The following is a 20,175-nucleotide window of genomic DNA, read 5'->3' on the forward strand; positions in this document are numbered from 1 at the left end:
AAAGCGCCGGAAGATGAAATTATCTCTGTTTTTAATTAAAAAAATATGTCATTGCGAGCGAAGCGTGGCAATCTCGTAGTCAATGTTTGTCCGATCTGTATAGCTACGAGATTGCTTCGTCGTCCCTCCTCGCAACGACATGGTTTTTTAAACCAGCATTCCCAATCGATCTTCATCTTCCGAACACCGATGGTCATAAATCCGCGGCAGTTTTGGTGGGTTAGTAAGTCTAAGGTTCTGCTTGAAAATCAATTAATTAGCATGCTGGCAGCCTAAAAACCATCGTATAGCAAAAGGCCTTACCGAAATTACTTCAGAAAGGCCTTTTAATATTTTATATACCGCTAAACGGTTGGGTAAATTAAACGCGTTTTGATTTGATACGAGCTGCTTTACCGGTAAGGGCACGCAGGTAGTACAGTTTAGAACGACGAACTTTACCAACGCTGTTAACTTCGATCTTGTCGATGTTTGGAGAGTTAACAGGGAAGATACGCTCAACGCCGATGCCATTTGATACTTTACGCACAGTAAAAGTTTCGCTTACACCAACGCTGTTACGCTGAATAACAACACCTTGGTAAACCTGAACGCGTTCTTTATTTCCTTCTCTGATTTTATAGTGAACACTTACAGTATCACCAGCTTTGAAGGATGGAAGCTGCTTTTTTTCTACTGATTGCTCTTCAACAAATTTTACTAAATCCATGATTTTAAGCTCTTAATGCGATTTTTAGCCCGTAAAAATCGGATTGCAAGTATAGGGATTATTTTCAATAAATAAAAACCAATTTTAAAAATTTCCACATTTAGTTTTTTTATTAACAGTGGGTTGTGATTTGTTCATACTTACTAAGTTTTGAAAACACCGTAAGTGTTGTATCCCATTCAAGGCCCGTTTATTTTTCAAACGCATCCGGCACCGGCTTTTTCTCCGTGAAATAGGCGATCAGTGTATACATCAGCCCGGTTAAAAGCAGGTTAAATACAAAATTGATGAGTGTATCGCTTGTTGAATGCGTGTGTTTATCGATATTAATAAAAGTAAAAGCGGCATAAAAAAGCGCTATTCCAAATATGATCCAGCCAATAATGGATATGGGCAGGTAGATGATCCCTTTGCGGGTGAACCAGTTTAGTTTCATGGTAATTGCTGCAGCGACTCTGGTTTGTACTTGCTACTACGGTAATATTGGTTAAGTTCGTTAGTGGCAATGCGGTAAAGCCATGACGAGAGGCCTATCCCCTGCCATTTAAATGTAAATGAACCTATTTTTAAAAAAGCTTTAAGGAAAGTTTCTGCTGCTATATCCCTGGCCAGATCATAGTCGCCGCAGCGGCGCATGATGTAGCCAAACACGGGTTTATACCAACGGTCAAACACCTGGCCAAAGGCAGCCGGGTTAATACGGCATTGTTCAATAAGCTGGGCTTCGGTGTGGTTGGGGTTCATAGCGGCAACGCTACTATAATGCGGTAAACATTAATTGGTTGCAATCTAATTTAAAGAAAAGAACATTGTTAAAGTAGCCGCTATACTTTAATAAAAAGTTGATTTTTTAATAATTATATAAGCAGATAGGCCATAAATTGGTATTATTGATATATTCCATATTGTATGCGTTTTAATTTAAAGCAAAACCCTTATTTCCTGTTTTCGCCTTTCCTGATTTATTATGTTTATCGTGTATTAAAATTTAAATATCCCGTATTATATGGCGATGAGCCCAGGTATGTAACGTTTGCATCTAACTTAATTCATGGCTTTTATTCGCCTCCTCCGCCTAATATTGATTTATGGAATGGTCCGGGTTACCCAATTGCGCTTATGCCTTGTGCAGCATTGCATTTGCCAATTATTTGGTATCCTTTATTAAACGCACTATTCTTTTACCTTTCGGTAGTATTTTTATATCAGGCGCTGCGCTATTTGGTTAAGGAAAAGCTGGCTATGCTATTTGCCATTATATGGGCATTTTATATTAATCTTTACCAGTTTTTACCTGCTATTTATACCGAGGTTTTTACTTCATTTTTGGTAGTGAGTATAGTATACAGCATCACCTTGTATTATGTTAAACGTAAAACAGTACATCTTATCCTTTCGGGTTTTCTGATCGGTTTCCTGGCATTAACCAAAATCATGTTTGGTTATGTGATATTGCTATGTTTGATAATATGCTTGCTGTTAAGCGTCGTAAAAACAATAAGGGCATCTTGTATCAGGGCAGTTTATATTTTTGGTATAGCCTTGCTTACTACTGTGCCTTACCTTTGTTATACCCAGCATCTTACAGGGAAGATTTTTTACTGGGGAAATTCGGGAGGGATGAGCTTGTATTGGATGAGCTCGCCGTATGATCTGGAATATGGTGACTGGAAAGTTTCATATCTGTCAAACTCGATACTACCGATGCCATTTAAATCAACCGAAGGCGATTCGATACTGCAGGCAAATCATGCCAGGGAAGTATCTTTTATCATGGCACATCATGGTGTTGAGCAGGATGAACTTTTTAAAAAAGCAGCAATCAGGAATATTAAAGCTGCACCTAAAAAATTTGTAAAGAATTACCTTTATAACATCTCGCGGATGCTTTTTGATTTTCCTTATTCATATACTTACCAGGTTACACAAACAATAAGTAACATTATTACCGGGTCGCTGCTTTTGTGGACTTCCGTTATCTGCTTAATCATAAGTATAATTAACCGGAAAAAGATCATCTATCCGGTTATGTTAACAACGCTGTTGTTTGCCGTTTATTTTTTGCTCAGCGGCCTTGTAAGCGCTTATGTAAGGCAGTTGGATGTTGTAGTGCCAATATTGCTTTTTTGGATAGCTTGTACTATTGATAAACTTCCTAAAATGAGCCTTAAGTTTAAAGAGGGGGTTGCTTAGTCTTTATCCAAAAGGTCGGGCCGCCGGGCTTTGGTTCGTTCTAATGCCTGTTCGTGACGCCATTTTTCAATTTCGGGGGTATTACCACCTAAAAGAATATCGGGTACCTTGTGGCCATTCCAGTCGGCCGGACGCGTGTAAACCGGGGCGTCCAGGAGGTCGTCCTGGAAAGAATCAGACAGGGCCGATGTTTCATCGCTCAATACACCGGGGATAAGCCTTACCACAGCATCAACCAGTACGGCTGCGGGCAGTTCTCCGCCCGAAAGTACGTAATCGCCTATCGAGATCTCGCGGGTGACATAAATGTCCCTGATGCGCTGATCGATGCCTTTATAGTGACCGCAAAGAATAATGATATTTTTTTTGATAGAAAGCTGATTGGCGATAGCCTGGTTCAGCGTTTCACCATCGGGCGACATGAAGATGATCTCGTCATAATCACGTTCCGATTTCAGTTTTTCAATACAGGCTGCAAACGGTGGAATGGTCATCACCATGCCGCTGCCGCCGCCGTAAGGGTAATCATCTACGCTTTTTTGCTTATTTGTGGCATAATCCCTCAGGTTATGGACTACAATTTCAGAAATTCCTTTTTTTTGCGCACGCTGCAAAATAGAGTGTGCAAAAGGGCTTTCAAGCAAACCGGGCAAAACAGAGATGATATCGAAACGCATACTTTATTCAGACTCAGGATAAAAGAATCAGGATGCAAGATTACTGAAAAATGTGCTGTCCCCGAAATCGTCTTGACTCCTACATCTTGCTTTCTTGATTCTTAGTTTATCCTCTATGCTGATAGATCCCCCATAAATTACCGGCCGGATCGGTAAAGTGCGCGGTGATTTCCGGGAGATCTTTGCCTATTGGTTGAACGATCGTTCCGCCGTTGGCTTCTATTAGTTTAATTGTTGCCTCGGCGTCATCAACCATAATGGAGATCAGTAAGCCGGCTTTGACCATTGGTTTGCGGCCGGTTACCCACGTACCGCTTACCTCGCCCACACCGTCATCAAATGAGGCAAAACCTTCATTATTGGTGCGGATATGCCATCCGAAAACAGTTTCAAAAAACTTTGATGATACACTGATATCGTTGGCCGGGATCTCGATATAACATATTTTGCCGTTGCCGTAGGTGGGTTGCTTTGCCATGGGGTAAAGTGGTTAAAGTTGTGCTATAAGAAAAATATTAAAAAATTATGTCATTGCGAGGAGGTACGACGAAGCAATCCCGTAGCCATGCATATCGACCATGCATTAGCTACGAGATTGCCGCGCTGCGCTCGCAATGACATGTTTTATAAGTGCTGTATTATATCGCCTTTTCAATCATCCATCTATGCCCGAAAGGATCAACAAAATCACCCTGGCGGTAGCCATAGTCCCAGTCTGTTACTTCAGAGGCTATCTTTGCGCCGGCTTGTTTGGCCTGTTCCATCACCGCATGCACATCATCAACAAAAAGGCCAATGGTTACACTGGTGCCCTTTATGGTATCGGGGCAAAGCACAGCCGTTCGTTCAGTTTCCTCATGCAGGTGAAAAATGGTTCCATCTATCGAAAGTTCGGATACATGAATACTGCCATCATCATTGCTGAAGCGCCTGAGCTCGACCGCGCCCAAAGCTTTAATGTAAAAGCTGATATCGGTTACACCATGCGGAATGGCTAACTGCGGCGCGAAAGTTGGTTTTGTTGCCATGATTATATTGGTTTGGTTAATCCTCGTCGTCTAACGAAAAAATGTCTTCAACAGGTTTGCCAAATACGCGGGCTATTTTTAAAGCCAGTACAGTAGATGGCACGTACCGGTTGCTCTCGATGGTGTTGATAGTTTGCCGCGATACCCCGATAAGTTCTGCAAGCTCGGCCTGTGTTATGTTTTTGATGGCGCGCTCAACCCGGATGTTATTTTTCATACCTGCCCCTCTTCCTTATTGATGAGGCGGTTGTTCTGAAAAATCTTCCACCTGAAGCGTACAATGAAAAATACAAGCGGTACCAGCAAATTTAAAAACAAGATATGTTCGGTGTCTTTACTTAATATTAAACTCACCACCAAAAGTATATAATTTACATAAATAGCCCATTGCAATGAGTCGAGCCTGAGCTGAAAGATCTGTTCGTCCTCAATGCGTTCTTTGGCGAAGGCGATGAAAAACAGACCTATAGCCATGAGCAAAGTGGTGGTCATGAAAAAAATGTGATGGCTGTTAAACAGATCATCGCTTACCGGCTCGCCATGCATGCTGAAGCCCATTTCTTTTTTAAATAGCACAATGGGGATATGGATCAGGAAAAGTGCGAACCCCAGGTACCTGAACCAGTGCGGGAATAAGAAGCGTGATTTCATGATTGTAAAGTTTGGCTTACCAAAAGTAAAGCAAACTTTACAAATGTCAAATATATTTGACAAAATATTTTTTGAAATCTTACCCAATAAAAAATGCCCGTGAGGACACGGGCATTGGGTTAAAAAGTCTTGTTTCTTTATTCTAAAAGTCTTGCATCTATAAAGCTATCCTTCTAAATAAATATCCAGCAGTCCTTCCGGCAAATCGATATAAATTTCACCGCCTTCAACATCAATACCTTTTATGATCTCTAAGTTAAGGGGGAAAAGTACCTCTTTGTTTTTATACTGAACTGTTGCGATCAGTTGTTGAGGGTATTCCTGTACCGATAATATTTCGCCCAGTTCGCCGTGGGTTTCGTCAATAGCTATAAAACCTTCTACATCATTTAATGTAAACTCGTTTTTTTTCTTTTTGGGCTTTAGCTTGCCGGGCAGATAAATGTCCCGCTTAACCAGTGCCGAGGCTTTTTCAATAGTATCAACATCTTCAAGGTTAAGGTAGGCATTGTTTTTTTGCAGATATTTGATAGATGATACAAAGTAAGGGATCATCTTCCCGGCGATATCAATAAATAAGGCATTGAACTTAATATCTTCAATACCATCAAAATCAACGTAGATCTGCAATTCGCCTTTCAGGCCTTTGGTTTTTAAAACTGTACCTATCCTGAAATGATCTTCAGCTTTCATATAAAATGAGTTAAACAATAATGGCGAAGCTGTTTGCTTCGCCATTATTCGGATTTAAGAAATCAAACGTAAAGATTCAAGATAAAATGTTTTCTTGCGTTCAGTACGCTTAATCAAATAATTATTCTGCGCTTTCAGCTTCTTCAGTTGCTGCATCTTCTGCAGGAGCTTCAGTTTCTTCGGCAACAGGAGCGTTTTTAGCAGCAATAGCAGCAGCTTTTTCTTCGCTCTTTTTAGCTTCAGCAGCTAAAGCAGCTTTGCGGGCTTCGTCTTTAGCAACGTTAAGGCTGGTTTTTTTACCGGTGATTTTGCTGTCTTTTTGGTCAAGCCATTCAGCAAATTTAGTTTCCAGTTGCTCTTCGGTTAAAGCACCTTTTTTAACACCACCTTGTAAGTGTTTTTTGTACAGCACGCCTTTGTATGAAAGGATAGCACGACAAGTATCTGTAGGCTGGGCACCGTTGTTAACCCAATCTAAAGTTTTGTCGAAATTGATGTCAATAGTTGCTGGGTTAGTGTTTGGGTTGTATGAACCTAAACGCTCAATGAAGCGTCCATCACGTGGAGCGCGTGAGTCTGCTACCACGATGTAATAAAAAGGTTTGCCTTTTTTACCGTGTCTTTGTAGTCTGATCTTAGTTGCCATTGTAAATTTTTATGTATTCAACATTATCCCCGGAGTTCTTTCTGCGGGGATGCAAAGGTATTAATTTTTATTGCAATTTAAAATAGCTGATAATTAATTATTTAACTTTTAGGTGAGTGGTTGATTGGGTTGATTAGGTGAGTGGTTGTTTTTGTGTAATTAATTGTAGGTTTCAGGTGCTTTTTTTAAACTTAACATTGCAGTAATTTAAAAAAATCGGAACTTACCTGCCATGAGCATCAACAGAAAAACACGGATAGCTATTGATATGGATGAAGTTATGGCCGATACCATTGGCAAGTTCATCAGCATGTATAAAGAGAGGCATAATGAAGAAATTAGCCTCGGCAATATGGAGGGTAAGGAATTCAGGGAGATCCTGCCGCCGCATTTAAGTGAAACCCTGCGCGTTTATATTAACGAACGCGGCTTTTTCAGGGATATACCCGTAATGCCCGATGCGCAGGAGGTAGTAAAAGCCCTGCATGAAAAATATGATGTATACGTAGCATCTGCAGCTATGGAATTTAAATATTCGTTAGAAGATAAGCAGGAATGGCTTGAAGAGCATTTTCCTTTCATTTCGTGGACGAACATCATTTTTTGCGGGCACAAGATTTTAGATGTAGATATCATGATTGACGACCGTATTAAAAATTTTACAACATTTAACGGCCGGAAAATTCTTTACACTTCTCCGCATAACATGCTGCTTACCGATTACGAACGGGTAAATACCTGGAAAGAGGTTGCCGAAAAATTATTGTAGCTGTTTGTTTATCATATAAATAGCTATACCTTTAAATAATTACGGCTTGTTTACATGTTTAACCCAAACCCTGCTGCAAACAAAAATTGCGCAATTGTTTTTGATATTGATGAACAGAGATACCTGTTTGTAAGCGAAAATTTTTATGACCTTTTTGACGTTGATGCTGATCATCTGCGTCATAACACAAATTTTCTGAATGGCTTAGTAAAGCCTGAAATGCTTGCCGATATAAGGCAGCTTACAGAAGGGCTTTCAGTGGATGGGGCGGTTCACCTGGCGTATCGCCTTGAGGCAAGCCAGAAGCAGCTAACTGAAAAACGGATGCTTGCAATTGATGGGCTTACCGGCCATAAAATTATAATAAGTAACATTACCGCCGGCCCCGCATTTGTTCAGGACCCAGTTTTGCAGGGTAAGCCCGGGCCGCGCGAGCAGTTCCTCAATTCGCTTATTGATTCGCAAACCAATTTCCTGGTCAGGATAGATATTAACGGCAATTTTACTTTTGTTAACAGCCGGTTTTTAAAAACCTTTGGTTATGACGAGGCAGAGATCATTGGGCATCATTTTTCAAAAACAACTATCCCCCAGGAAGCCCACCTGTGTGAGGAGGCTTTTATAAACTGCATTAATAACCCCGGGAAGATCATCAGGCTTGTACACAAAAAGCCCGCTAAAGATGGCGCACTTCATGACACCGAATGGGAATTTGTATCCATAACTGATGATGGCGGAGCGGTAGTTGAAATACAGGGTATAGGCAGGGATATTACCCAGCAAATGCAAATGCGCGAAGAAGCCTTGCAAATAAAAGACAGCCTTGAAGCACTGATCAATAATACCCGTGACCATATCTGGTCGGTTGACAAAGACCATCGCTATTTATACATGAACCAGGCTTATGTTGAGCAGGTAACTTATTTAACAGGCGTGAAGCCTTATAAAGGCCAGTATGCCTACAAGCATAAGGGGTTTAGTAAACAGATCATTGACGACTGGACCGTGTATTACAACCGGGCTTTAAATGGCGAACGCTATGCTATAGTTAGCGAAAGCACCGATCCGATAAGCGGCCAACGTTTATATTTTGAGGTTAATTTCAATCCTATATATACCGCTGCAGGGGATATTATTGGTGCAGGATGCTTTGGTCATAATATTACCGATACGCTCAAAATACAAAAGGAACTTGTTAGCCAGAACGACCGTTTGAGAAACATTGCTTCTTTAAGTTCGCATGAGTTGCGCCGGCCGGTTGCAAGTATGCTGGGGCTTATTAGCTTAATGGATCGCGAGGATTTTTTTAACCCCGAAAACAAAGAGATCATAGCGCACCTGTTTACAGTGAGCGCCGAAATAGACACGGCTATAAGGCTTGTTGTTGACAGTACCCTGCCAAGCAAAACAGCCCGCACTGTTTAAGGCACGGGCTGTTTTATTTATCGTTTTAGCTAAAATTACATAGAAAGCATTTCAACCAGTTTAATCATATTTGGATCGATGCCCTGGTGGTGTTTAATAGCATGCTCAAATGGTGTATAAGCAATTTCTCCATTGATGAGGCCAATCATTTCGTTGCGGTGCCCGTCTCTCAAGGCTTCAACAGCAGCAGCACCAACACGGCTTGCCAATACCCTATCCATGCAGCTTGGCGCGCCGCCACGTTGTATGTGGCCTAAAATAGAGATGCGGGTATCGTAATTAGGGAATTTTTCCTGTACCAAACGGCCAACTTCAAATGCACCGCCAGCTGTGTCATCGCCTTCGGCAACAATTACAATACGCGATGTTTTATCTTTACGGCCAAACTCAAGGCGGTTAAATAAACCTTCAAGTCCGGTTTTACTTTCGGGGATCAGGATAGCTTCGGCACCGGTAGCAATACCAGTACGTAAAGCGATCAGGCCCGAGTCGCGGCCCATTACTTCAACAATAAATAACCTGTCGTGTGATTCGGCAGTATCCCTGATCTTGTCAACGGCATCAACAACAGTATTAATGGCAGTATCATATCCAATGGTAAAATCTGTACCAACCAAATCGTTATCAATAGTGCCAGGCAAACCAACTACCGGAATATCATATTCGCTGCCGAAAACTTTAGCGCCGGTAAATGTACCGTCGCCGCCAATGGCCACTAATGCATCAACCTTGTTTTTTACCAGTTGCTCATAAGCAATTTTGCGGCCTTCGGGGGTTCTGAACTCATCACACCTTGCGGTTTTAAGTATAGTGCCACCACGCTGAATAATATTTGAAACGGATTTACGGTTCATGGTGAAAAAATCACCTTTGCCCATACCGTCATAACCACGACGAATACCCGTGACTTCAATTCCGTAATACATCGCGGCGCGTACAACCGCCCTTATGGCAGCATTCATGCCGGGTGCATCACCACCTGAAGTAAAAACGCCGATATTTTTGATCTGAGTCATTTTTTTGTTTTGGTTATGAACAGGCCAACCTATTCATAACTAATTAGGGTTATAAATATTGTTAGTTATTTAAACCCCGCGGCTAACCAATAAAACGCGGAATTTGAATTTTGCGCGAATTTACACTTATTTTTTTAACCCGGTCTCTATTTTTTGTAAGCAGCTATGCCACTGTCTAAAAATTTAAGGTAGCTGGATATGTCATAATTAGCCGGCGATGTTGGTATTTCAGCTCCTGAAGCATCCTTTAATAAGTTGCCATCACTGTCAAGCATCACATATAATGGCTGCGAATTGGAGTTGAACCGTTGCGCTTCCAAATTGCTCCATTTGCCGCCGAGTGTAGTGATCTTTTTGCCGCTGTAATCTGATACAAAATGTTCTGCAACAGGTAACTCTGCTTTATCGTCAACAACCAGTTGAAGCAGCACAAAATCATTTTTAATACGGCTAAATACCTGCGGATCTGACCATACATTGGCTTCCATTTTACGGCAGTTAACACAGTTAAAGCCGGTAAAGTCAATTAATATCGGTTTGTGCAATGCTTTTGAAACTTGAAGTGCCTGGTCATAATCATACCATGCATCCAGCCCTTTGGTTTTAATACGGGTATAGTTTGCAGCATATTTGCGCTCGCCAATGCTTGCCGGTATTGCAGCAGCCGGGGCGGCTGACGCCGCACCTGAACCATCCGGAATACTTGAAAGATTAAAATCCTGCGTAGCCTCTGGAGGTAAAAACGCGCTAATTGATTTTAACGGCGCACCCCACAAACCGGGGATCATGTAAATAACAAACGCAAATACAATTATAGCCAGGAAGGTGCGTGGAATTGTAAGGTATTTTACATCACTATCATGCGAGAATTTGATCTTACCGATCAGGTAAAGCCCGATCATTAAACCAATGGCTATCCATAGTGATAAAAAGATCTCACGGTCAAACCAGTTCCAGTGATAGGCCAGATCTACATTGGATAAAAACTTCAACGCAAATGCAAGCTCAAGGAAACCCAATACAACTTTAACACTATTAAGCCATCCGCCCGATTTTGGCAGGGTTTTCAGTGCCGAAGGAAATAACGCAAATATTGTAAATGGTAAAGCCAGGGCCAGCGAAAAGCCGAACATGCCCATTGCCGGGCCAAGGCGGTCGCCTTTTGATGCAGCATCTACCAGCAGTGTACCTATGATAGGGCCTGTGCAGGAGAAAGAAACCACAACAAGTGTTGCCGCCATAAAAAATATGCCCGCAAGGCCACCTTTATCTGAATTTTCATCCAGCTTATTGGCCAGCTTACTTGGCAGCACAATTTCAAATGCACCCAAAAAGGAAATGCCGAATACAATGAGCAACAGGAAGAAGAAAATATTAAATATGCCGTTTGTAGCCAGTTCATTAAGTGCGTCTGAACCAAAAATAATGGAGATCAGCAAACCCAGTGTAACATAAATTACAATGATTGATACACCATAGATAAGCGATTGCATGACCGCTTTGCTTTTGCTGCCGCTTTTTTTGGTAAAAAAGCTTACTGTTAAAGGCAGCAATGGATAGATACAAGGCAGAATTACTGCAGTGAAGCCACCTAACAAGCCTTCAATAAAGATCTGCCAGAGTGATTTTGGCTTTTCTGCTGTTTTTGAAGTGGCAGGTGTTGCTTTTGATGCCTTTGCCGCTTCCGCCTTTTTAACCGAATCGGCTTGCTTTTTCCTGATGGCTATGCTATCAGCAGCGGTTGGTATATCTGTAAATGTAACATCGGCAGCTGATACCGATGTATCGGCCGCTTTTTTTTGCAAAGCATAAACAGGATTTGCTCCGGCTATGTTAAGGATGATGAGCGTAACTAATGCGATAAGCCCGGTGCGCAGGTAAGCACCTTTATTTAATAATTTCATGACTACTGTTAAGGTGTGCTGAATTATTTACCTAAAGGGATAGTGAAATCAACATCTTCTGGTGGCAGGCATTTCATATCGTTACAGGTCATGTAAGTTAACTTGCCTGTAACTGCTGTTGCTTTGGGCGATTTTAAACTGATTTTTTGGCTAAAAACAACTTCCTTTTCAAAATAGCTTACATTCATGCTGAATGATTTTTCGTATTTGGTTACAGGAGTTGGCTCGGTAGTTTTGCCAACGGCGGCATATAATTTTGATGGGGTAAAATCAAATGAGGTTTTTATTGGGCCGCCGTCTTTTACGGTTTGTGAATAAATGTGCCAGCCGTTTTGTATGGTTGCTTTTAAAAATACCACAGCTTCTTTGTCATTTACCTTTTTTGCCGCGTATGACCACCTTACCGGCGATTCGATTTGAGCGTAAGCGCCGGCGCTGATAATAAGCGCGGTTACCAATACCAATAGTTTCTTCATTTGTGTTTTGTAGTTTTTATTATTTGTTTAAAAATTTCAATTCTTTAAGGTTAAACTCAAGTTGTTCGCCCTTAGTATCTTCAATAACCAGTAAGCCGTTTGGCTGTACATTTTTTACAGTACCATTAAATACTCCTTTATCTGACTCAAAGTTTTTCAACTCGTTTAACCAGTATAACCGGCTTAAGTAAGCGTTCCTTACAAAATCAATTTGTCCGGCCTTCAGTTTAAGATAGTATACCTCAATGTATTTGCAAATTTCCGATAATAACAGTGTTAAATCATAATCCTTTTGTAAGATTTGTTTGACAGAGGTTGCATTTGAAGCCCCCGACGGAAAATTTTCCTGGTTTATGTTCAATCCTATGCCAATAACAGCGTCTTTAAGCTGCCCGCCTTGTATGGTGTTTTCAATGAGCATGCCGCCAAGTTTCCTGTCGCCATAATAAATATCGTTTGGCCATTTTATTTTTAGCTGGTCGCCTAAAATGGGCTGCAAGGCATCATATACACCTAAACTTGCAGCGCGGTTCAAGTCAAACTGATCGCCAACAGGTAAAAAATGAGGCTTTAATAAAAGGCTGAAAGTAAGGTTTTTTCCGGGTTCGCTGTGCCAGGTGTTTTGTTGCTGGCCGCGGCCGGCATATTGCTCTTCTGCCATAATGACCGTACCTTCGGGTACTGGCTTGGAATTTGACAGTAGATTTTTAAGAAAACTATTTGTTGAGTCAACTTGTTTAATTGTTACTAAATTTTGACCAACAAATAATCCTGAAAATATGTTATTTTGCAAAGTGTAATAATTTTATACTCAAAAACGTTCAAAACTAATTCTTTTTGATGGTAAAAAACAAAGTGTTAAGTGAATCTGCCTATATTTCAGAGCTGGCAATACATGGTATCCAGGAGAAAAAAGGCAATGATATTATAAGGTTAGACCTTCGTAATATATTCAGTTCGGTATCAGATTATTTCGTGATCTGCCATGCTGATTCGTCAACACAGGTAAAAGCTATTGCAAATAGCATTGAGGATGAAATTTTCAAAGCCACCCAAACCGAGCCCTGGCGCAAAGAGGGTCTTGAGTATGGCGAGTGGATACTGCTTGATTATGTGGATGTTGTGATCCATGTTTTCAGGACCGATAAACGTGAGTTTTATGGAGTGGAAGATTTGTGGGGCGATGCAGATATTAAATATTATAAAAGTGCATAAACATCCGTCACAAAAAGGCTCAACGCATAGTCTTACTGTTACCGCGTAAAATTTAAATTATAGATTGTAAGTTTGAGCTCGTTAAAAGAAATGAAAGATATTAAAGATTCTAAATCAGAAAATCCAAGACCTATCCGAAAAATTGTGAACAAGAAGCCCTCTCCAAAACCGCCAAAGTTCAATATCATGTGGTTATATGGTATTGTTATCCTGGCTTTTTTACTGATCCCGGCCTTGTTGAACGGCGGATCGGGCAAACCGGTTACTTTCCAGGAGTTTGAAGCCAATATGCTTCGTACCAATGATGTTCAAAAAATTGTGGCTTACAAAAGCGGCGATTTGGTAATGGCCGATGTTTATATTAAACAACAAAGTTTGGCAAAACCTTATTTTGCTAATAACATCTCAAAAGAAAAAAGCTTTTTCAACACAAATACTAGCAGCGGACCGCAGTTTACTTTTACCGATGCATCATACGAGAGCCTGAAAAAGTCTATCGCTGATGCTCAGAAAGATGTACCTGATGATCAAAAAGTATCGTTGCAATTTGAGCAGGGACATGAAAGCCTGTTATCAAACTGGCTGGTACAGGGCGTTATCATGGTGATATTGTTTGCCGGTGTGTGGATCTTTATTATGCGCCGCATGAGCGGTGGCTCGGGTGGTGGTCCGGGTGGCCAGATCTTCAATATTGGTAAATCAAAAGCTACCCTGTTTGATAAAGAAGCCCAGGTAACCGTTACATTTAATGATGTTGCCGGTTTGGAAGAAGCCAAACAAGAGGTAATGGAGATTGTGGATTTCCTTAAAAATCCTAAAAAATATACTAACCTGGGTGGTAAAATTCCTAAAGGCGCGCTGCTTGTAGGATCACCGGGTACAGGTAAAACCTTGCTTGCCAAAGCTGTTGCCGGCGAGGCGCAGGTACCTTTCTTCTCCCTGTCAGGATCTGACTTTGTGGAGATGTTTGTTGGTGTGGGTGCATCACGTGTACGTGACTTGTTTCGCCAGGCAAAAGACAAAGCGCCTTGTATCATCTTTATTGATGAGATTGATGCTATCGGCCGTGCCCGTGGCAAAAACAATATAGTAGGTGGTAACGACGAACGTGAAAACACCCTGAACCAGTTATTGGTTGAGATGGATGGTTTCGGTACAGATTCGGGTATCATCATCTTAGCTGCAACTAACCGTCCGGATGTATTGGACTCAGCTTTATTGCGTCCGGGACGTTTCGACAGGCAGGTATCTATCGATAAACCAGATTTGATCGGTCGTGAGCAGATCTTTAAAGTTCACCTGAAGCCTATCAAATTATCTGATGGTGTTGATGCCAAAAAATTATCGGCTCAAACTCCGGGTTTTGCAGGTGCCGAAATTGCTAACGTTTGTAACGAGGCCGCGCTGATTGCCGCCCGTAAAAATAAAGAGTCGGTTGATATGACCGATTTCCAGGATGCTATCGACCGCGTTATCGGCGGTTTGGAGAAAAAGAACAAGATCATCTCTCCCGAAGAAAAACGCATTGTTGCATATCACGAAGCCGGTCACGCTATTGCAGGCTGGTTCCTGGAACATGCCGATCCATTGGTTAAGGTATCCATTGTTCCGCGTGGTGTTGCAGCGCTGGGTTATGCCCAATATCTGCCAAAAGAGCAGTTTTTGTATACCACTGAGCAATTGCTTGATGAAATGAGCGTATCAATGGGCGGTCGTGTTGCTGAGGATATTGTTTTCGGTAAAATCTCTACAGGTGCACTGAGCGATCTGGAGCGCATTACCAAACTTGCTTATGCCATGACCAAAATTTATGGTATGAACGGTAATGTAGGTAACGTATCATTCTATGATCCGCAGGGCGAGTATCAGTTTAACAAACCTTACTCAGATACTACCGCCGAAATGATAGATAACGAAGTACGTAAGCTGGTTGATGTGGTTTATCAAAAAACCAAAGACCTGCTTAACTTAAAGCGTGAAGGTTTGGAAAGCATTGCTCAAAAACTGTTGGAAAAAGAAGTTCTCTTCCAAAGTGACCTTGAGGAGATACTGGGCAAGCGTCCGTTTGATGAGCGTACAACTTATGACAAGTTTGTGAATGGTGAGGCAGCGTTAAACCCGGATGTGGATAACAATGCCATTCCAGATACGCTGACCAATCCTGAACTTTCAAGAATAGATAGCGAAGATCCAAAACTTTAATTTTTAAATTATAATACAAAGCCACCGGCAAAGCTGGTGGCTTTTCTTTTTTAGCCATGAGGGATATCACCACATCAAAAGAAAAACTGCTTAAAAAAATCAGGAAAGCGCTTTTGGAGAAAAGGGATAACCCGTACCCTCAACTGGAAGACCTGCCCCTTTATCCTGCCACCGAAGAAATGCCGGAGGTGATATTTGCCGAGCAGTTTACCAATGTAGCAGGTCAGTTTGTTTTTTGTGAAGATGAGCTGCAGTTTATTGAAAACCTGCTAACCCTTGCCGAAGAACGCAAATGGCATAAAATTTACTGCTGGGAGCCCAAACTGCAGGAGATCTTAAACCAGTTTGAATACCCCCATTACGAAACCGATAAAGACTTTGAACAGGCCGAAGTGGGTTTTACCCTTTGTGAAGCTTTAATTGCCCGTAACGGCAGCATTTTACTCTCAAACGGAAACATGGCAGGCCGCAGACTAAGCATCTACCCATCGGTGCATATTGTGCTGGCCTACACTTCACAAATGGTAATGGATTTGAAAGACGGCTTTAAGCTTATTAAAGCTAAATATGGCAATCAGCTGCCATCCATGATCAGTACGGTAACGGGCCCAAGCCGTACAGCCGATATTGAAAAGACATTGGTGTTGGGTGCCCACGGGCCCAAGGAGCTTTTTGTTTTTATGATGGAAGGATAACCGTTGATTTTTTTGATTTCGTTGATTTCGTTGATTTCGTTGATTTTTTTGAACTGTGATTTTTAGGATTTGAAGATTAGCTTGATTTTTACCTTTATCCTTTTACCTTTCGCCTTTTACCTTTTACCTTTCACCTTTATCCTTTCACCCCGTCCTTACAACAGTTCTTCCAATCCGCACTCTTCCAATATTATCCTTTCGCTTTGGTTTAATGCGTTGTATTCCCATTTGATCAGGCGGATCTGGCCGTCTGCTATCTCGATACCTGTTATGTCGCCGTCATCATAGCAGCAACAACCGCTGTTGAAATAGCTGGGGTCGCAAACACTAAAATCAGCTGCCATATCCCCTTTTATTTGCCTGTTAACTATTTGTTTATTTAGTTCGTCGGCCAGCTTATCGTCTCCCGCTTTTCTTGCTTTAGCAATATCGTTATACAGTTTTTCGAGGTGGGTTAACGATCTGAATACAGGCTGATGTGTATGCCCGGTTATCAGCAGCGTGTTTTTTTGTTTTTGGCTCCATTCATACATAATACGGTTATGATCTGTTTTGAACAAGTCATTATTGGCAGGTGTATTGGGGTTAACTTTAAGATAAGCCTGGAAAGGCGCCCAGATATCGGATACAAACCACTTGCTGAACCAGTTGCCGTCGCTTTGCAAGTCGCCCTGGTGGCCATGTGTCATAAAAATATTTAATGGCTTGCCATTAATTTGAGTTTGCAAAACGGCTCCCTCATATATTTTGATCACTTCGTCATAAATTTGCTTCAAGCCAACCGCCGCTAAGGGATCATTGTCCCAGTAAAGGTCATGATTGCCGAAAATTTTCATGAATGCTTTACGTTGTATGAACCGCTTTTCACTTTCAAATGTAGCTTTGTTATGCTTTTTTATAGTGATAAACAGGTTTTCCCAAAGCTCTTCGCTATCGCCAAGGTTAATGTAGAAAAAGTGCTTACTGTCATAATAGTCAAGCGCTGTAAGATAGTTTCTTTCGGCAAGGGCAAAGATATCCATATCATCCCGTGCACCCTTATGCTGATCGGACAGGATAATAAATTTGTCTTTCCCTGCATCAAAGGGTATTATAAGGCCTTTTTTGCCTGATCCTGTTAGCAGCCTTTTATATAAACGGTTTAATGATCTGTTAACTCTTTTTTTGTCGGGCCTTGAGGATAATCTATCCGCCAGCCTGGCAACGGGTTGGGTTAACAGCTTTTGTAGAAACTTACGCATGGCTTTTTAACATACAACATAACGTATTGTGTTGCTGTTTACTAATTGGTTTTACGGTGTTTAAACGGGATGTAATTCAGTGAAATAACGGATAGGTTGTTTTATGATAATTAGTTAGATTGGAGGCCTGATTTAAAGCGCCCGAAATTATATGGAACCTATTGACTTAAAAACTGCCAGGGAAATGGTAGCACGGTACAAAAGTACCCGTAAAGCGATAATTGACAATCATCATGGAGTTGACGACACGGAATCAACGTGGATCCCGATCGATAAACTGAAAGAATTTATCGGCAATTTGCCATCGGAAGCCACAGGGGTAAGGATACATTTTGGAGTACACGATGCAGACCATAAGGTGGCCCCGCATCAAACATCGATTGCCATAGTTGGTACCGTTGCCGGAAAAGGCCCTGATCAGCATATTGATGCCATACAATCAGATGTAGTTGCCAACCTGGCCTTAACAGGGCTTGCGGCCGCAAAACCAACCAAGGATTGCCCTCCGATGTGTAAATCGTAATAAATTTGTAAGCCACATGAATGCTATTATATATTATTTTAGCATTCATGCTTGATTCCCTTTATTATGTGACGTTTATCGCAGCTTTTGTATGCTGCATCTTCACATACAAATCGCTCGACCAAAATTTTAAATGGTTTTTGCCCTTTTTAGCTTTCGGTGTAGTTTATAATTTTCCGCCGGTATTTCAGCTGCTTATTATAAGGCATACCAACGCCTGGTGCAATAATTTCGAGGATATATTGGAGTTTATTTGTTACGCAACGTTTATCATGTCATTTGAAAAACGAGCTAAGCGTAAAAAGCATATGTATATAGTTGCCGGTATCATTATCGTACTCTCCGTTATCGATATATTTTGGATTCAGGGTTTTTGGAAAAGGGCAACCATAGCAATAGTGACACAAAATTTATTTGGTCTTTGGCTCATTTGTAGTTATTACTACAGATTATTAAATGATGATAATGAGGAGTATATAGAACTGATGACATATCCGCCTTTTTTGGCGGTAACCGGGATTTTCTTTTACTATTTGGCAATGACTTTTTATTACTCATGCTTTAGTTTTATGGTGTATAAAAATAACTATCACTTTTATCTGATAGCAGCAACATTGCTTGATCTCAATTCGTTGATAATAAACGGTTTATTTTCATTCTCCTTTATATGCTTTTTCAGGAAGAACAGTTTATCCTCATAATCATTGCCGGCACCGCGCTGCTGCTTTTGCTGGGCGTGTTCATGGTTAGCTTTATGCTCATGTATCAGAAAAAGCAGAACAAGAACCTGCTTGAGCGCGAAAATCTGAAAGCCTCCTTTAAACAGGAGATGCTCAAAACCCAGATAGAGATCCAGGAGCAAACCCTCAATGACATAAGCCGCGAGATCCATGATAATATTACCCAGGTTTTGTCATTTGTTAAGCTTAATCTCGGCTTGTTGAACAATAGTCTCGATGACGAAAAGAAAGGCCGGGTGAACGAAAATCGCGAGTTGATTTCGCAAACTATAAATGATTTAAGAAATCTTTCAAAAAGCATGAGCTTTGAGCATATCAGCTCACAAGGCCTGATAAAGATACTTGAGGCCGAAACAGAGCGTTTAACCCGCAGCGGCATTATTAATGCAATTTTTACCGTTGAGGGCGATGTTTACAGCATGGGTGAACAGCGCGAACTGGTGATATTCCGGATATTTCAGGAGGCGGTAAATAATACCCTGAAATACGCTAAGGCAGCTAACCTTAAAATCGGTTTGTATTATACTGCACAAATGTTTAATTTGCTCATCGAAGATGATGGTGCTGGTTTCAATACCGAAAAGGTTGATAATAAGGGCGGTTCGGGATTGCGGAACATTGAAAACAGGGCAGCTTTAGTAGGCGCAGACGTAATTATTACCAGCTCGCCTGGTAAGGGTTGCCAGATAAAATTGTCGTTCAATCCCCTGGTACAACAAATTCATGCTAAAGGAACCCATTCAAATAGCCTTAATTGATGACCACAAACTCTTCAGGAGTGGTATGGCGGCTCTTGTTGCCAACTTTAAAAAATACAATATATTATTTGAGGCTGCTAACGGACTGGAACTGATTGATACCATAAGCAAAGGCATAATTCCGGATATTATATTGCTGGATATCAGCATGCCTGTAATGGACGGCGTTGAGGCTACCCAGATACTCAAGGTCAAATACCCTAAAGTAAAGATCATCATATTATCCATGTTTGAGGATGCCGAAAAGGTATTGCTCATGGTAAAAATGGGGGTAAAAGGCTACCTGCTTAAGGATTCGGAACCGCATGAGGTTGAAGATGCCCTTTTGAAAGTATCGCAGGGAGAACTTTATTATCCGGAGTTTGTGACCCGCCACCTGATCACCAACTTTAATAGTAAGTTAGAAAACATAAAGCTCAATCCGCGCGAAATTGAATTTTTGCGTTTTACGGGTACCGAGCTTACCTACAAAGAAATTGCCGAAGCCATGAATATCAGTGTACGCACCGTTGATAGCTACAGGGATCAGCTTTTTGAAAAACTCCAGATCAAAAGCCGTGTAGGACTGGTTTTGTACAGTATAAAAAATAAATTGATTGAATTGTAATTTGCTA

General features: G+C 41.2%; 25 protein-coding genes. 10 read left to right on the plus strand and 15 right to left on the minus strand.

Annotated elements, in window-relative coordinates; genetic code table 11:
• Positions 1–361 precede the first annotated feature (361 nt).
• The 3 genes from rplS to MTO98_RS00925 all read right to left on the minus strand — a co-directional run bounded on the left by rplS (position 362) and on the right by MTO98_RS00925 (position 1,453).
• Positions 362–709, minus strand: coding sequence for a 50S ribosomal protein L19 (gene rplS / locus MTO98_RS00915; protein WP_090532282.1), 348 nt, complete (start codon positions 707–709; stop codon positions 362–364).
• 190 nt (positions 710–899) lie between these two features.
• Positions 900–1,145 (minus strand): hypothetical protein, encoded by a 246-nt coding sequence (locus MTO98_RS00920; protein WP_243484695.1) that lies wholly within the window; start codon positions 1,143–1,145, stop codon positions 900–902.
• Positions 1,142–1,453 (minus strand): RNA polymerase sigma factor, encoded by a 312-nt coding sequence (locus MTO98_RS00925; protein ID WP_243484697.1) that lies wholly within the window; start codon positions 1,451–1,453, stop codon positions 1,142–1,144. The genes MTO98_RS00920 and MTO98_RS00925 overlap by 4 nt, the downstream gene beginning before the upstream one ends.
• 165 nt (positions 1,454–1,618) lie before the next feature.
• Here MTO98_RS00925 and MTO98_RS00930 point away from each other — a divergent pair, with 165 nt between their 5' ends.
• Positions 1,619–2,902, plus strand: coding sequence for a hypothetical protein (locus tag MTO98_RS00930; protein WP_243484699.1), 1,284 nt, complete (start codon positions 1,619–1,621; stop codon positions 2,900–2,902).
• Here MTO98_RS00930 and trmD read toward each other — a convergent pair.
• From trmD to MTO98_RS00965, 7 genes are all read right to left on the minus strand, one after another.
• Positions 2,899–3,579 (minus strand): tRNA (guanosine(37)-N1)-methyltransferase TrmD, encoded by a 681-nt coding sequence (gene trmD / locus MTO98_RS00935; RefSeq protein ID WP_243484701.1) that lies wholly within the window; start codon positions 3,577–3,579, stop codon positions 2,899–2,901. The genes MTO98_RS00930 and trmD overlap by 4 nt on opposite strands.
• A gap of 106 nt (positions 3,580–3,685) precedes the next feature.
• Entirely contained in the window at positions 3,686–4,057 is a 372-nt protein-coding gene (locus MTO98_RS00940) for a VOC family protein (protein WP_243484703.1), read from the minus strand.
• Positions 4,058–4,217: 160 nt separating this feature from the next.
• Complete coding sequence (locus MTO98_RS00945; RefSeq protein WP_243484706.1) at positions 4,218–4,607, minus strand: VOC family protein; 390 nt, start codon at positions 4,605–4,607, stop codon at positions 4,218–4,220.
• 16 nt (positions 4,608–4,623) lie between these two features.
• Positions 4,624–4,824, minus strand: a complete 201-nt coding sequence (locus MTO98_RS00950; protein WP_091209995.1) for a helix-turn-helix transcriptional regulator — start codon at positions 4,822–4,824, stop codon at positions 4,624–4,626.
• Complete coding sequence (locus MTO98_RS00955) at positions 4,821–5,258, minus strand: hypothetical protein (RefSeq protein ID WP_243484707.1); 438 nt, start codon at positions 5,256–5,258, stop codon at positions 4,821–4,823. Before MTO98_RS00955 ends, MTO98_RS00950 begins: the two co-directional genes overlap by 4 nt.
• Before the next feature lie 165 nt (positions 5,259–5,423).
• Positions 5,424–5,996 carry a ribosome maturation factor RimM gene (gene rimM / locus MTO98_RS00960; RefSeq protein ID WP_243484709.1) on the minus strand — a complete coding sequence of 191 codons (573 nt, stop codon included), beginning with the start codon at positions 5,994–5,996 and terminating at the stop codon, positions 5,424–5,426.
• Positions 5,997–6,072: 76 nt separating this feature from the next.
• On the minus strand, positions 6,073–6,597 hold the full coding sequence (locus MTO98_RS00965; RefSeq protein ID WP_121232439.1) for a 30S ribosomal protein S16: 525 nt from the start codon (positions 6,595–6,597) through the stop codon (positions 6,073–6,075).
• Between the two features lie 232 nt (positions 6,598–6,829).
• Here MTO98_RS00965 and MTO98_RS00970 point away from each other — a divergent pair, with 232 nt between their 5' ends.
• Together MTO98_RS00970 and MTO98_RS00975 are read left to right on the plus strand one after the other, a co-directional pair.
• On the plus strand, positions 6,830–7,366 hold the full coding sequence (locus tag MTO98_RS00970) for a 5'(3')-deoxyribonucleotidase (RefSeq protein ID WP_243484711.1): 537 nt from the start codon (positions 6,830–6,832) through the stop codon (positions 7,364–7,366).
• Between the two features lie 54 nt (positions 7,367–7,420).
• The gene (locus MTO98_RS00975; RefSeq protein WP_243484713.1) at positions 7,421–8,791 is read left to right on the plus strand and encodes a PAS domain S-box protein; all 1,371 of its coding nucleotides are present in this window, start codon (positions 7,421–7,423) and stop codon (positions 8,789–8,791) included.
• A 35-nt stretch (positions 8,792–8,826) separates the two neighbouring features.
• Here the strand turns inward: MTO98_RS00975 and pfkA are convergent, their stop codons facing one another.
• The 4 genes from pfkA to MTO98_RS00995 all read right to left on the minus strand — a co-directional run bounded on the left by pfkA (position 8,827) and on the right by MTO98_RS00995 (position 12,980).
• Complete coding sequence (gene pfkA / locus MTO98_RS00980) at positions 8,827–9,807, minus strand: 6-phosphofructokinase (RefSeq protein WP_243484715.1); 981 nt, start codon at positions 9,805–9,807, stop codon at positions 8,827–8,829.
• A 146-nt stretch (positions 9,808–9,953) separates the two neighbouring features.
• On the minus strand, positions 9,954–11,711 hold the full coding sequence (locus MTO98_RS00985) for a protein-disulfide reductase DsbD (RefSeq protein ID WP_243484717.1): 1,758 nt from the start codon (positions 11,709–11,711) through the stop codon (positions 9,954–9,956).
• A gap of 23 nt (positions 11,712–11,734) precedes the next feature.
• On the minus strand, positions 11,735–12,187 hold the full coding sequence (locus MTO98_RS00990) for a protein-disulfide reductase DsbD domain-containing protein (RefSeq protein WP_121232447.1): 453 nt from the start codon (positions 12,185–12,187) through the stop codon (positions 11,735–11,737).
• Positions 12,188–12,206: 19 nt separating this feature from the next.
• Entirely contained in the window at positions 12,207–12,980 is a 774-nt protein-coding gene (locus tag MTO98_RS00995) for a biotin--[acetyl-CoA-carboxylase] ligase (RefSeq protein WP_243484719.1), read from the minus strand.
• 47 nt (positions 12,981–13,027) lie between these two features.
• Here MTO98_RS00995 and rsfS point away from each other — a divergent pair, with 47 nt between their 5' ends.
• The 3 genes from rsfS (at position 13,028) to MTO98_RS01010 (ending at position 16,299) form a co-directional block, all read left to right on the plus strand.
• On the plus strand, positions 13,028–13,402 hold the full coding sequence (rsfS, locus tag MTO98_RS01000) for a ribosome silencing factor (RefSeq protein ID WP_110586341.1): 375 nt from the start codon (positions 13,028–13,030) through the stop codon (positions 13,400–13,402).
• Positions 13,403–13,492: 90 nt separating this feature from the next.
• Positions 13,493–15,604, plus strand: a complete 2,112-nt coding sequence (ftsH, locus tag MTO98_RS01005) for an ATP-dependent zinc metalloprotease FtsH (protein ID WP_243484721.1) — start codon at positions 13,493–13,495, stop codon at positions 15,602–15,604.
• A gap of 56 nt (positions 15,605–15,660) precedes the next feature.
• A complete protein-coding gene (locus MTO98_RS01010; protein ID WP_243484723.1) occupies positions 15,661–16,299 on the plus strand; it encodes an LUD domain-containing protein in 639 nt (212 codons plus the stop codon).
• Between the two features lie 155 nt (positions 16,300–16,454).
• Here the strand turns inward: MTO98_RS01010 and MTO98_RS01015 are convergent, their stop codons facing one another.
• A complete protein-coding gene (locus MTO98_RS01015) occupies positions 16,455–17,540 on the minus strand; it encodes a metallophosphoesterase (RefSeq protein ID WP_243484725.1) in 1,086 nt (361 codons plus the stop codon).
• Between the two features lie 151 nt (positions 17,541–17,691).
• On the opposite strand from MTO98_RS01015, the gene MTO98_RS01020 reads away from it, so the two are divergent.
• From MTO98_RS01020 to MTO98_RS01035, 4 genes are read left to right on the plus strand one after another with little or no spacing between them, the layout of a single operon-like run.
• On the plus strand, positions 17,692–18,063 hold the full coding sequence (locus MTO98_RS01020; RefSeq protein WP_243484727.1) for a hypothetical protein: 372 nt from the start codon (positions 17,692–17,694) through the stop codon (positions 18,061–18,063).
• A gap of 47 nt (positions 18,064–18,110) precedes the next feature.
• Positions 18,111–18,764, plus strand: a complete 654-nt coding sequence (locus MTO98_RS01025) for a hypothetical protein (protein ID WP_243484730.1) — start codon at positions 18,111–18,113, stop codon at positions 18,762–18,764.
• Complete coding sequence (locus MTO98_RS01030) at positions 18,731–19,561, plus strand: sensor histidine kinase (protein ID WP_243484732.1); 831 nt, start codon at positions 18,731–18,733, stop codon at positions 19,559–19,561. The genes MTO98_RS01025 and MTO98_RS01030 overlap by 34 nt, the downstream gene beginning before the upstream one ends.
• Positions 19,527–20,168, plus strand: a complete 642-nt coding sequence (locus MTO98_RS01035; protein WP_243484734.1) for a response regulator transcription factor — start codon at positions 19,527–19,529, stop codon at positions 20,166–20,168. Before MTO98_RS01030 ends, MTO98_RS01035 begins: the two co-directional genes overlap by 35 nt.
• The last annotated feature ends 7 nt before the right edge of the window (positions 20,169–20,175 follow it).

The sequence above is a fragment of the Mucilaginibacter sp. SMC90 genome (genome assembly GCF_022811725.1).
Classification (GTDB): Bacteria; Bacteroidota; Bacteroidia; order Sphingobacteriales; family Sphingobacteriaceae; genus Mucilaginibacter.